The sequence below is a fragment of the Lysinibacillus sp. FSL K6-0057 genome (assembly GCF_038630885.1).
GTDB classification, from domain to species: Bacteria; Bacillota; Bacilli; order Bacillales_A; family Planococcaceae; genus Lysinibacillus; species Lysinibacillus fusiformis_F.
The window spans coordinates 3,560,076-3,574,076 of the sequence record NZ_CP152047.1 but is presented as its reverse complement, the minus strand read 5'-3'; the positions used below and the strand labels follow the sequence as shown (position 1 = coordinate 3,574,076).

The window sequence follows — 14,001 nt, the reverse complement described above, 5'->3', positions numbered from 1 at the left end:
GGAGGGCCCTTGAAATTTTATTTAGTTTGTTCTGGCTCTGGAAGTAAATCTTGCCCGTTAAATGTTAATTTAGATGCTGAGATGAGAATTTCTCTATTAGCTTCGTAGTAAGGGTCTAAAATTTTGTAGAAGGCTTCCCATTGCTCGCCAGCTTTTTCATCTTCACCCTTTTGTTCAAGGGCAACTGCTTCTTCATAGTGTTGTTTTAATTTTGCGTAATCCGCATTACTAATGCTGAATTCGATATCTGTCATATATTCCTCGAAGGGAACAGGTTTAAAGTGTGGGCGAAGTATTTCATAGAATTGATCCCATTTCTTCATGGCCAACTCATCGTCATTATCTTTTTCAGCTTTTTGTGCCTCTTCATAGAGGGTTTTAAGTTTTGCAAGTTCCTCTTTTGTTAAATCGACGTTCATATCTGCCATGTACTCTTCAAAAGTTAATGGAGGATATAATTCTTGGTAATAAGGTTCAAGAATAGTGAAAATTTTATCAATGTTTTCTGATGCCTCATCCGTTTTATTTTCTTTTACATACTTAATCCAGTTACTATAAAGTGTTTTTAGCTGTTCTTTATCTTGCGCTTTGATAACGATATTTTTTTCAGCGAATGCCGCTTCATTGATAAATTCTTCAAATGGCTCAGGTTGCCAATTTGCTAATTCATAAGGTCTTGTGATGTTATCCATCGCCTCATAGATTCGTTCCATTTCCTCATAATTCTCTTCTTTTTCAGCCTTTTTTATGTCAGAAAAGAGCTTTTCTAGTTGGACTAATTCTTCTTTTGTGACTTCTTTAGGTAAGCTTTTTTTATATACTTCAAAGGTAAAGAAGTCTGAGTAATCTTTCAAAATACTACCCTCAACTGAAATTTCCTGCCCCTCCCTTAGCTTTAATTGCTCAATTTGCTTATCAGAGAACTTATACAAACCAATGAAGTAGTTTTTTCCATCTGTTCCTTTAAGGGTAATGCTACTACCATCAAAATATTTAATGGTACCTGTTATTTTTTGTTCTATTTGAATCGTTATATTATTGGTTGTATCAACAGATGTTGCACCAGCTTGAAGCGGTGTTAATACGGCCATCCCAAGTGTTAGTGCTGAAGCCAATATCCATGTTTTTTTAGCAGGTTTTTTCATATTTATCAATTCTCCTTTAGGTTAACTTCTGTTACCAATTATTAGACGTTTTACCAATTGAAAAAGTTTTAATTTTTTTAGAAATTTTTAAAAAGATTGTTTTCCGAAAAAGTATAGATTACATGTATTTCATTTTTTATTACCCGATTTCGTTGAAAATAGTCATTATTTACAGTACATAATGCACAACAGAGGGGAACTTATTTTGGTTTATATAGCTAATGACGGTATATAATGAAAAATTTACAATAGTGACAAGAAAGCGCTTTCTATGAAATGAAGAAGTACAATGCGTTTACTAGATGTGCACATTCATCCTTTTTTGCTAAAAGTGGGAATAGGTTTATTTGAATTACTCAATACACGAGTAAAGGGGAGATAAACATGAATCAAGTGTCATTTAAAGAAATGCTTTGGAAACGAGGCGATTGGGCAGGATATTTTGGTTTATTAGCTAACAATTTAACGAATTTGTTGACGATGGCTTCACTACTTTTATTTGTTGTAGGTTTTCCAGATGATCTTGTTTATGGAAGGGTTGTCCCTGCATTTGGCCTGGCCATTTTCCTTGCGAGCATTGCCTACACTTGGTTTGCGCAGCAGCTGGCTAAGAAAACGGGGAGAACCGATGTCACGGCTTTACCATCTGGGCCAAGTGCTCCATCTATTTTTACAGTTACGTTTTTAGTATTGATTCCCGTCTTTAGAGAAACTGAAGATGCTAATCTTGCTATTCAAATTGGCTTAGTTTGGTGTTTCTTTGAAGCAATGATTTTGGTTGTTGGGTCGTTTCTAGGAGACTTACTGCGTAAACTAATTCCTAGAACAGTGCTGTTGTCCTGTTTATCGGGACTAGGTTTATTATTGCTAGCTATGAACCCCATGCTACAGTCATTTGAAACACCTATTGTGGCATTTGTTGTATTAGTGATTATTTTTATCAATTGGTTTGGAAAATCACCGATCTTTAAGAAAATACCAACAGGGTTTTTACTGCTTGCTTCTGGGACTGCTCTTGCGTGGGTGTTTGGCTTACAGAGTCCTGAGGCAATTACAGCAGCCCTTTCAAATTTAGGCTTTAATCCGCCAGAGGTACATATTGTCGGGTTATTCCAAGCAATTCCCTATGCTTTACCCTATTTAGCATCTGCCATTCCTTTAGGTTTAGCAAACTATATTTTTGATTTAGAAAACATCGAAAGTGCTCATGCGGCAGGGGACCCCTATAATACGCGCAATGTGATGTTAGTGAATGGCGTGGCTTCAAGCATTGGCGCTTTTTCTGGAAATCCATTTCCTGTTACAGTCTACATTGGACATGCTGGATGGAAGGCAATGGGAGCAGGCATCGGTTATACAATTGCCTCAGGCTTTACAATGCTCATTATTTGCTTGTTTGGAGTTGGAGAATTACTACTAGCGATAATACCAGTGGTAGCCATTGTACCAATTCTTGTTTATGTAGGAATTGTGACAGCGAACCAAGTAGTCCGCGAAACACCAAGTTTAGAAGTACCTGTTATTTTCATTACATTATTCCCTTGGATTGCCAACTGGGCCTTAACAATGGCTAATAATATTTTTTCAGCTGCAGGAACATCAGCGGCTTCTGTCGGTATAGATACACTGCTAGGGAAAGGCGTCTATTATAATGGACTAATTCATTTAGGTAATGGTGCACCACTTAGTAGTTTAATTTGGGGCTCAATCACCATTTTTGCTATATTAGGTAAGCCATTACGTGCTGCAATATTTGCCTTTATTGCCACAATACTATCCTTCTTTGGAATTATTCATGCACCTACAGTAGGAGTTGCTCAACCTGAACTGATGCAGTTTGTCTATGCATACTTAATGGTTACAGGCTTATTCCTTTACAAATATTTTGTTGATCGGAAAGACCCTGCACAAAATTTAAGTGAATAGAGTGCCTATAAAAATAAGACTTTCTATCAAACAATAGAAAGTCTTATTCTTAGTGTTGAAAAACAAAACAGTCAATTGAAAGGTAGAAATGGATTTCCGTTGCAGGCAACTTGCTTTCCTGTGGGCGAGCGCCGCTTCCTCCGCTCCCGCTCCGTGCAGGGGCTCGCCTGTCTCGCTATCCCACGGGAGTCAAGTAGCCTTCCACTTCAACCCACTAACTTTTTAGCAAAGGTTTTCAAATAAAGTGAGGGTGCTCACTACTCTTTATGAAGAGGTGTTGTCACGCATCACTTCTCCACACTGAAAATAAGAGCTTATCCCCGTTAAGAATACAGATAATGGGCGATTTGATCGCTATGCTACTATGAAAAAAAGTAAAGACACTTTGTAGAATGGTTGATTGGAGTGGAGCCAGCGTCACTCCTAGGGGATTTAGCGTCACAGAGGAGACCCTGGAGCGAACGTAAGTGAGTGAAGCGGCTCATCGGACGCCCCCTGGAAAGGACGCTGGCGGAACGGAAATCAACCCCTCACCTTGCCAAGTTGCTTTTTCTGCCGTTGACATTATCTTTTTTCAACAACATGAATAAGACTTTCTATCAAACAATAGAAAGTCTTATTGACAGTTATGCCATGATAACAGCTGTTGCTTGAATTGCTTTAGGGGGCACTAAGTCTTGAGGAATTAGGGCTTCATACGTTTCACCATCAAGACGCTCCACTAACTCGGCCTTTGCGTCTTCGATTAATGACGGATTTTCCAGAGCTGAGATCGCTGTACAAGCAATCGCCTTGCCAGCAAGCAGTGTTGCCTCATGAGCATAGGCTGATTTTCCTTGTGCGACAGCCTGCCATGTATGGAATGGTGTTCCGAATGCCCATGTGGCTGTCGTGCATTGGGCAGTTGGAACATTCCAGCTGACATCCGCCACATCGGTTGAGCCACCCATGAAAAATGGTTCTTCTGGAAGGGGGGCAAGAAAATCAACAATAGGCTTGTCAATGAGAATTTGCGCCGCTTCTTTACCAACCTGTAAAGCTGCTACATTCTTTTCTTCGTCGGAGAGTGTATGATAGATTTCCTTAGCAAAATGAATATCATCCTCTGTGATTTTAGCGCTACCTAAGTCCTCCATATGCTGATGCATAACCTTCTCCAATGTTTTGTTAGGAATTAAATTATGGCAAGATCCCACAATTTGCTCTTCTACCGTTGTATCGGTCATTAAAGCAGCACCCTTTGCACAATTGAGGACACGTTGATATAAGTCTTTTACTTGATTTGGTTTTGGTGCGCGAATCAAGTAAGTCACTTCAGCCTCAGCTTGTACAACATTTGGCGCAAGTCCACCTGTATTGGTCACGGCATAGTGGATTCTTGCTTCATCTACGATATGTTCTCGTAAATAATTTACTCCAACATTCATTAACTCTACTGCGTCTAATGCACTTCTTCCTAAATGAGGGGAGGCAGCAGCGTGTGAACTGCGTCCTTTAAATTTAAATGTAGCGTTAATAACCGCATTGGCTCTAGCATGCATAATGGCATTGACTGTGCCAGGATGCCAAGAAAAGGCAACATCTACATCTTTAAAATACCCATCTTTAGCCAAAAAGGATTTGCCGTAGCCACTTTCTTCGGCAGGGCAGCCAAAATATTTTACAGTTCCGGCTAAGTTATGTTCCTCGAAGTACTGTTTTGTAGCAATGGCTCCTGCAAGTGCCCCGACACCTAATAGGTTATGACCACAGCCATGACCATTGCCATTTTGGATGATTGGCTCATAGTTCGCGCTCCCTGCCTGTTGACTTAACCCTGCGAGTGCATCATATTCACCAAGTATAGCGATCACTGGCTTTCCATTTCCAAAGGTTGCAATGAAGCCTGTTTCAAGATTTGCAACACCTCTTTCGACTTGAAACCCTTCATTCTCTAATGTTTTACATAATAAATCGGCAGAGCGAACCTCATCAAATCTTGTTTCCGCATAGTCCCAAATGCGATCGCTTACATTTTTATATAGCCCGCTTTTTTGATCAATATAGTGTGCAATTTTGTCTGTTAAACTCATAAACTATCACTCCTTAGTCGATGATTTCATTTATAGAAGGGGAATTCAACACAACCGTATTTTTATTTGGGCGGATCATAAATAATGACACAGCACACACAATTGTAAAGCCAATCAGCATCGTGAATGCAGCACTATAAGAACCACCAAAAGCTTCCACTAAAAAACCAATCAGCATTGGTGTAAGTACCCCTGCGAATTGAGCGCCTGTATTAATAAAGCCATTTGCTGTTCCTACTACTGCCTCTGGTAAAATTTTCAGTGGAACAGATGTTATTAAAATAATATTAAAGGACAGCATGACCGTCACGACACTTTGACATATCGTAAATATGAGCATGCTTGGTGCATTCGCCATGAATAATAGCCCTATACCTGCAATAATGGCAAAAATGCCAGCGACCAGCTTATCTCGTCCTTGAGGCATTTTATCTAGCACATAACCGCTACAAAGCATAGCGAAGATCCCAATAAATGGAGGAATAGCTGAATAGATACCAACAGCAGTCAATTCTAACCCTTTTACTTTAGATAAATACGTTGGCATCCAAGATGTTAAGCCCCAGTTCACTGCATAAATACTGAAATAGGCAATAAACAGCTTCCAAATCATTGGTGTCTTTAAGACGTCTCTTAATGGAGCTTTTGAAGTTTGTGCCTTTACTTGCTCTGTCGCAGGTGTATTTTTTTCCTTTACTAAGAAGAAGAAACTAAGTGCAACAACAATACCTAGTGCGCCTACAATGTAGAAAATATCTCGCCAACCAAGTGCTAGCATTAGGTATGTTCCTACAATCGGTGCCACAACGCCCATAATTGAGCCAGATGTTAACATAATAGACATGGCTTTACTACGTTCATCAACCGGAAACCAATTGGCAATGCCCTTAGAGGCAGCTGGGAAATAGCTTCCTTCACCTACACCGAATAGGAATCGAATTACAATGATAGATAGAAACGACCATGCAGCACCCGTTAAGACAGTGAAGATGGACCAAACTAAGATCGTTGATATGAGCACCTTTCGATAGCCAAATCGATCAGCTAACCAGCCACCTGGAATTTGCATTAAGGCATAACCAGCAAAAAAGCTACTTAAAACAATGCCCGTTAATGATTCAGTCAATTGTAATTCCTTTGAAATATCGAGAATGGCGAAGTTAATAATGAAACGATCAAAGTTCCCTAATGACCACCCTAGAAACAACATAGCAATTACAAGATATCTAGCATTTTTAGCAGTTGTTGTTGTCATTGTTTTTTCCTCCTAGCTATAGTGGATTTGTTTATATTGCAAAGTATAAAAAATTTAGACTTTTCTAACAATGTGTGTTTTCATATAATAAATCTAATAAATGTAGATGTTTATCCATATAAAGTGAGGTATTTCAGCATGACGATAGTAGATAGACTACAACAATTCCTCTTTGATTTTTGCAAGTTAACACAATTTCAAGTATGGAAAAATATTAATGAGGATCGTTTTTCTCTGGTGCTTTCTCAAGGGGTAGAAAATCATCTGCCACCTTCTTATGACAAGAAAGTGGCAGATTTTCATGATTATTTCTTCGAATTCCATGAAAGGGGACGTTTGGTCATTCGGATTAATAGAGTGCTATTAGCAACGGAGCAACAAATTATCGAAACAGTACTTCATGCATATTACTTAGAATTAATGCTGGAGAAAGAACAATTTATTCGGGAGAAAATGATGGAAAGTATACGGGAAATTTCCGTTTTAAACGATATTCATATTCTACTGACCACGATTTTAGAGAATGCGCTATCTGTTATACCGGCTGCAGATTTTGGGGTACTGTGGATGTATGAGGAAAGCGAAGCAGCACTTGTACCAAAAGCATGGGCAGGGGGACCTGGTGAGGACATTAAAAATATGCGCATGAAGGTCGGAGAAGGGATTATTGGAAAGACCTTTAAAGAAAACCAGTCCATGATTTTGACTTCGTATACAGACGTGCTAAAAGCTTCTTCATCTGTAACAGAAGAGAATCTACGTCATTTATTAAACGCCTACACGTTTGAGCATTTACAATCGGTTATTGCTGTTCCGATTGTGGTTGAGGAGCAAACACTATGTGTGGTCATTATTTATCAAAATGGGGAACATGCATTGCTAACAACAGAAGATAAACAGCTTTTAGAAAGTTTTTCTGATCAGGTATCTATTGCATTGACGAATTCAAAACTGTTTCAGCATTTGAAGCTTCAAAATGAATTACTACTGCAACGAGATCAAATTCACCATACTTTTATGAAGCTTTCTTTGCAAAATGCTGGTATGCAAGTCATTGTCAATGAAATAAGACATATGCTGAATTTGCGACTCGTCATTAGAGATTTAATGGATGACTCCATTTATGCAAGTCCACGTCATTGGATAGACAATGATGATGTAGACATATTACGATCTTCCATTCATTTAAAAGAATCTCCAGCATTTTATACAATTGAAATCGAGAATGAATGGGTGGATTACTATATTCAACCGATTGTTGGTGTAGGTCAAATCCTTGGCTTTCTACTTATCGAAGTAAGTGAACAGGAGCTAGAATCGATTCATAAATTAATTATCGAGCAAGCTAGCTCCGTTATTGCTCTAGAAATGATACGGAAACAAACAGTTGTGGATTCGTTTTATAAAAAAACACATGATCTATTTCATGATTTTTTAATGTGTAAGGATCCTGGACAGCTTATGAAAAAGGGTGAAGAGCTCGGACTTGAGTCAAATACCTATTATGCTGTCGTTTTAATTCAATTATCATCGAGTATGGATAGTCAAGTGATGGATAGGCAAGTTCATCTATTAATTGGGGAAATTAAAAAACATTTTCAAGAGCATGCACCAATAGTATTTGGCTTTGGCCATAAAATAACAATTCTTTGTCAATTTAAACGAATGGGTAATGAAGTGCTGCAACTTGTAAAGCAATTGCAAGCGAACTGGGAAAAAGTAAAAAGCAATACGTTGAAAATTGGAATCGGTTCATTATATCTGGGCATGGACCATATAGCGAAAAGTTATCATGAAGCGGATAAAGCACTGTCGTTTTTGATCACTCGTCAACGCTGGGGCATCATGCATTATCAGGAGATTGGGGTGAATCGACTCTTTATTCATCAAACACAGGAGGAGCTATTGAGTTTTGTGAATGAAGTGTTCCAACCATTGCGCAATGAAAAAACAAAACATCAGCTGCTGGAAGAAACTTTGCTGGTATATATTAAGCAAAACGGCTCTGTAGGGGAGACAGCTAAACAACTACACATTCATGTCAATACGTTGTATCAGCGTTTGAGAAAAATCGAAGAAAAGCTAACCATATCTTTTCAAAATGCTGAAGATGTCCTAAAGCTTCAGCTTGCCTGTTATTTAAGGGGGATGGTGCCTTAACAAGAAGAGGATAAAGTAATAGATGAATTTTAGTGTTTTAAGCAAAAGATGATTGTGTAAAGAGAAGTTGTTTTCCGTTCCGACCAAGTGCTTCCCTGTGAAGCTTAATGAGTTTCTCACAAGAAGCTTTACTCTGTACGAAAGCGAGGCGTCAATGGCAAGCATATAGCCTGGAACGGAAATCATTTACTTATTGTTAAATTCGTTGATAAAAATAGGAGGTACCTTTTCTACTGTTCATCCTGAAAATAGATTTTATAGAATTTGCGATTCGTTGCCTCATCATAGCCTACTTCAATTAATTCATCTATCTGGTCGATATGCTGAATATTTACTTGGATTTCAATATTGGAATCGAGTTTAATTTTACGTTTGTATTTCTTTTCAGCCTTTTCTAAAGCACTATCAGAAATGACCGTCTCATAGGGTTTGACCGAGTTAATGATGACATCTTTTTGGGTAGTGTCCGCTTGCTCAAAAACGGTTTCGATATAATGATTTACCTGAAATTCCTCTTCATTTCTAAAGTAATCCAGTGTTTTATTCAAAAGCCCAAGCTTTTCTGTGCTTGTATAATTTTCTTCCTTTAAAATAATTTTTTTGCATTCTGTTAGTGCTAAATTGGTTTTATAATAATGCGCATCTGCTGCTTGTATTTTTAAAAATCGTTCTTGCCAATAAACGATATCTTCTTTCCGTTTTGTTTTGATATACACAGCAGGAAATTGATCAGGTCCCATATCAATAATAATAGCCATATTATTAATTTTCTTGACGTTAATGCCATCCACGCCATTAACAATCATTTGATTGTGTTCATTTTTTACATCTAAAAACATTTCTTTTTCATCAATTTTGACAATGGCGATAACCTTTTTAGCCTCATTCAATAGTAAACAATTTTCAAATAGGCCAATAAACAGTTCTCCGCTTTTGATGTTTGGGTGCTGTGACACACTATGTAAGTGCTTGGCTATATTTTGTGATTGTTCGAGGAAGTTACTTTCCTGTTCGAAAATGGCTTTGGAATACGTAAAAACTTCATTGAGTGCAATATTGCTTTCATGGAAAAATTCATATTGCTGTTCCATATCGATTTTATTAAATGCAAGCTGCGTAAAGGCTGCTTCTAACATAACTTCAGGTTGTGTAAAAACTTCTTCTCCTAAAATAAGCGTCTCACTCAAAAAATGCAGACTATATTGTGCTAATTTACTTTCACTGACTTCTAGCATAAATTTCACCTTCTAATTTTTCATAGTAGCTAGTATACCATAACCTAAAGATTGCTTTTATAAGTACCAGTACTCAATTTGAGGCTGGATTTTTTTATGTCCAGCAAATATTAGTATCTTGTTATGAAAGAATGTTGAGGATTAGAAGTTTAAAATACGGTTGCTTAGATAATGATAAAAACATGTAGATATACTCTGTACAAGTGTACTAAAGAGGGTGATCAATATGTGGGAAAAGGTAATTTCCTACATGCCGCATTGGCAAGTTTTTTTACAAGGCTTTTTAGCATTTTTTATTCCATATTTAATTTATAAATTGTTTCATGTTTTTTTATTTGTTAATAAGAGCAATGGCAAAATTGATATGAAAGAAAATAGTGAACAAAGTGAGACAATACAAATACCTGTTCAAAAAAAGTTAGAGCAATTTACAGGTGATTACAGTGAAGATTTTTTACAAATGAAAAAAGAGCTTGGTCATAATTGGGATATCCATTTTAGAGAATTTCAAATTGGGAATACGGATAATCGTGCAGCCATCGTTTTTCTTAAAGGTTTATGCGATAAAGAGTTGATTGACAAACATATTTTGAAATCATTAATGAATGGACTTTCAGAAAGATCCACTTTGATAAGAGGTTATGAGCTACAGCAATTGATTGTAAATGAAATCCTACCAGTGAGTGATCTGCTAGAGGAAACGAAAGTTATGAAAGCTGTTGGGAAAGTATTAACGGGATCCACTGTATTAATTGTGGATGGGATACAGAATGTATTTATTATTGGTACTGCACATGGAAAGACTCGAAATCTTGAAGAGCCCGTTTCTGAGGCATTGGTACGTGGACCAAGAGTGGGCTTCACGGAAAAATTAAGTGTGAACACTTCTTTATTAAGACAACATGGAGAAAATCGAAATTTATCCATAATTGAGATGGAAGTGGGCGAGCGTACAAAAAAAGAGTTGGTTATAGCCTATATAGATGAGATTGTGGAGCCTAATCTCGTCAAAGAGGTGAGAAAACGAATTGAAACAATCCATTTGGATGATGTAGCTGAATCAGGATATATTGAGCAATTAATTGAGGATAATTATCTTAGTCCGTTTACGCAAGTACAGAGTACCGAGCGTCCTGATCGTGTTGTTGCCGCTTTACTGGAGGGACGAGTGGCAATTTTATTAGATGGAACGCCCTTTGCGCTAATTGTGCCAGTCACGTTTAATATGTTACTGCAATCACCAGAAGATTATTATGAACGTTGGTTGTCAAGCTCACTTATTCGCTTGCTTCGCTACTTTGCTGCCGGTATCTCCTTATTTGGACCATCTCTGTACATTGCTTTTGTATCATTTCATCAGGGATTAATTCCCACTAAACTAGCCTTGTCTATGATGGCGACAAGGCAGGGGGTACCGTTCCCAGCATTAATTGAAGCCCTCATTATGGAGGTTGCCATTGAAATATTAAGAGAAGCGGGACTTCGCTTGCCGAAGCCAATCGGTCCGACAATGGGGATTGTGGGAGGGCTTGTCATTGGAGAAGCAGCAGTACAGGCAGGAATTGTTAGTCCGATTATGGTCATTGTTGTTGCACTAACAGCGATTTCTTCTTTTGCTATCCCTCAATACAATGCTGGAATCACGCTACGAATGCTGCGTTTTGTCGCCATGTTTTCTGCAGCTTTATTTGGACTATATGGCATCATCCTGTTTTTCTTATTCCTTTGCAGTCATTTAGTGAAGCTAAAGAGCTTCGGTGTATCATATCTAAGTCCTACTGTTCCGTATCGAGCAGGTGATTGGAAAGACTTTATGGTTCGTATGCCGTTCAGGATGATGAAACATCGTCCTAGATTGTTAAAGCCAAAAGATTCTATCCGTAAAGGGGAATAAGAGGAAAGGAGAAAAACAGTCATGAACAGCAGTTTGAAAGATAAAATAACGACCTCACAAGCAGTTGTTATTATTATTAACTATATTCTTGCCACTGGAATTCTTACCTTACCTCGTGCCTCTGTAGAAAAAGTAAAGACCCCGGATGTTTGGATTAGTGTATTTTTAGGTGGAATCGTTGCGATGATTGCAGGGGTAATCATTGTCAAGCTAAGCCAACAATACCCTGATAAAACATTTTATCAATATAATCAAGACATCCTAGGGAAGTGGTTAGGCTGGTTCTTAAGTACGTGTGTAATAGTCTACTTTTTTACCATTTCTGCATTTGAGGTTCGCATAATGGCTGAAGTAACCTCCCTCTTCTTATTAGAGGGTACCCCTACATGGGCCATTATTCTTCCTTTTTTATGGGTTGGGCTTTACTTAATAAGTGGTGGTATCAATACAATCGCTCGTCTATTTGAAATCATTTTTCCTATTACCTTTGTTATTTTTTTACTTGTGGCCTTTTTAAGCTTAGGGATTTTTGAAATCGATAATCTTAGACCAGTATTAGGCTTGGGCGTTGTACCGATGTTAAAGGGGATCAAAACAGCGACACTAGCCTTTCTAGGACCTGAAATTATGTTGCTCCTCGTGGCATTTATGTACCCATCAGATAGATCAAAAGCTGTAAAGGTTGTGCTGGTGGGCATCACCATTCCTCTGCTTTTTTATGTCATCACGGTTGTGATGGTCATCGGTGCTCTATCCATTGAAGGGGTTATGACAAGGACATGGCCAACGATTGAATTGATGCGAAGTTTTGAAATTCCAGGATTAATTTTTGAACGCTTTGAGTCGTTTCTTCTTGTAATTTGGATTATGCAAATATTTGCTACCTTTACGATTACTTATTATGCCGCTGCTTTAGGATTAGCCCAACTTTTTAAAAAAAGTATGCATCCTTTCTTATACGGATTGTTGCCAATTATTTACATTATTGCGATGACGCCAAAAAATATTAATGATCTTTTTACATTTGGCGATAAGATTGGTCATGCTGCATTGATTTTATTTGGTGCCGTACCTATCATTTTACTCCTTATATCGAAATGGAAAGGAAAGAAAGCATGAAGCGAAAACATCGATATAGCCAATACCTTCTAGTAATGACTGTACCCTTCTTTCTTACTGGATGCTGGAGTAGTAAAGAGATTGAGGATTTAGGTCTCATTGTAGGTACATCCTTGGATTTAGAAACGGGTGATGTATCTTCTGAGGAGCAACAAGATGCTAGATATGCAAATAGGGAGCTGTTAACGATTACCAATCAATTTGTTACGTCAGAGACAACGGTTTCTGGAACAAGAGAGGGAGCATTGCCAGAAAAAGCGTATAAAAATGTTTCTGAGACAGGTGATGCGGTTTTACCAACTTTACGAAATATGCTTTTAAAGGTTGATAAACATTCCTTTGCTGAACATTCCAAAGTGATTATCATTGGAGAAGAATTAGCCAGCACCGTCAACCTGCAACAAACACTAGATTTTTTTCTAAGAGAATTAGAAATACGACCTAGTGGCCTTCTCCTTATTGCTCAAAATCAGGCAAGTCAGGCACTTGAAACGAATGAACCAACGAAAATTCCAGCCTTTCAATTAGTAGAAATGATGGAGGGGCATGAAAGGACGACTAAGATTTTACCACCGATGACCGTTGCAAAGCTAGAAGGGAAGCTATATTCAGATTCCAGCTTTTTATTGCAAAATGTGATAGCGGAAAATGGAGAAGTAAAATTTGCAGGCGCTGCTATCATTGAAGGGAAAACCAAAAAATTACGAGGGTTTTTAAATGAGAGTGACATAGAAGGAATTGCTTGGATGTCAGGGGATGCAAAAGGTGGCCTAGTCAAAGGGTTTGATGAGGAGTCAGGTGCACCCATTGTATATGAAATTATTTCAACTAAAAGTAAAATTATTCCACATGTGAAGGGGGATCAAATCTCCTTTACGATAAAAATTCAATCAGAGGGAAGAATTGCTGAACATTGGGTTCTATCAGATAAAGCATTTGACAATCAATTTTTGAAAAAAGCAGAGAAAGTATTTGAAAAAGAGATTGAGCGATTGGTGATGAAAGTTTTAGAAAAAACGCAACATGAATTTCAAACAGATGTTTCAGGGTTTGGCAATAAACTCAGAATCAACTATCCGAGAGTATGGCAAAAAATAAAAAAAGAATGGGATCAAACATTTAGTGAGGTTCCGATTACATGTGAAGTGAATGTATCCATCAAGGATTATGGCACATCAGGTGATTAACATCGTTA

The 14,001-nt window shown here is 37.9% G+C and carries 9 protein-coding genes; 5 read left to right on the top strand and 4 right to left on the bottom strand.

The features are described 5' to 3' along the window. Positions 1 to 17: 17 nt before the first annotated feature. Entirely contained in the window at positions 18 to 1,145 is a 1,128-nt protein-coding gene (locus MHB40_RS17780; protein ID WP_342533089.1) for a hypothetical protein, read from the bottom strand. Between the two features lie 384 nt (positions 1,146 to 1,529). Here MHB40_RS17780 and MHB40_RS17775 point away from each other — a divergent pair, with 384 nt between their 5' ends. Then, complete coding sequence (locus tag MHB40_RS17775) at positions 1,530 to 3,071, top strand: xanthine permease (RefSeq protein WP_342533087.1); 1,542 nt, start codon at positions 1,530 to 1,532, stop codon at positions 3,069 to 3,071. A gap of 626 nt (positions 3,072 to 3,697) precedes the next feature. Here MHB40_RS17775 and MHB40_RS17770 read toward each other — a convergent pair. Together MHB40_RS17770 and MHB40_RS17765 are read right to left on the bottom strand one after the other, a co-directional pair. Then, positions 3,698 to 5,143 carry a M20 family metallopeptidase gene (locus MHB40_RS17770; RefSeq protein WP_342533086.1) on the bottom strand — a complete coding sequence of 482 codons (1,446 nt, stop codon included), beginning with the start codon at positions 5,141 to 5,143 and terminating at the stop codon, positions 3,698 to 3,700. Between the two features lie 13 nt (positions 5,144 to 5,156). Further along, the gene (locus MHB40_RS17765; protein WP_342533085.1) at positions 5,157 to 6,398 is read right to left on the bottom strand and encodes an MFS transporter; all 1,242 of its coding nucleotides are present in this window, start codon (positions 6,396 to 6,398) and stop codon (positions 5,157 to 5,159) included. A 138-nt stretch (positions 6,399 to 6,536) separates the two neighbouring features. Here MHB40_RS17765 and MHB40_RS17760 point away from each other — a divergent pair, with 138 nt between their 5' ends. Then, positions 6,537 to 8,558 carry a helix-turn-helix domain-containing protein gene (locus MHB40_RS17760; protein WP_342533084.1) on the top strand — a complete coding sequence of 674 codons (2,022 nt, stop codon included), beginning with the start codon at positions 6,537 to 6,539 and terminating at the stop codon, positions 8,556 to 8,558. A 230-nt stretch (positions 8,559 to 8,788) separates the two neighbouring features. Here the strand turns inward: MHB40_RS17760 and MHB40_RS17755 are convergent, their stop codons facing one another. Beyond that, entirely contained in the window at positions 8,789 to 9,793 is a 1,005-nt protein-coding gene (locus tag MHB40_RS17755) for a hypothetical protein (protein ID WP_205444730.1), read from the bottom strand. 226 nt (positions 9,794 to 10,019) lie between these two features. Between MHB40_RS17755 and MHB40_RS17750 the strand changes: the two genes are divergently transcribed. Genes MHB40_RS17750 through MHB40_RS17740 form a run of 3 tightly spaced genes read left to right on the top strand, consistent with a single transcriptional unit; the run spans position 10,020 to position 13,993 of the window. Next, positions 10,020 to 11,687, top strand: coding sequence for a spore germination protein (locus MHB40_RS17750; protein ID WP_342533083.1), 1,668 nt, complete (start codon positions 10,020 to 10,022; stop codon positions 11,685 to 11,687). A 21-nt stretch (positions 11,688 to 11,708) separates the two neighbouring features. Beyond that, on the top strand, positions 11,709 to 12,806 hold the full coding sequence (locus tag MHB40_RS17745; RefSeq protein ID WP_205444727.1) for a spore germination protein: 1,098 nt from the start codon (positions 11,709 to 11,711) through the stop codon (positions 12,804 to 12,806). Further along, on the top strand, positions 12,803 to 13,993 hold the full coding sequence (locus MHB40_RS17740; protein ID WP_342441113.1) for a Ger(x)C family spore germination protein: 1,191 nt from the start codon (positions 12,803 to 12,805) through the stop codon (positions 13,991 to 13,993). The genes MHB40_RS17745 and MHB40_RS17740 overlap by 4 nt, the downstream gene beginning before the upstream one ends. Positions 13,994 to 14,001 lie beyond the last annotated feature (8 nt).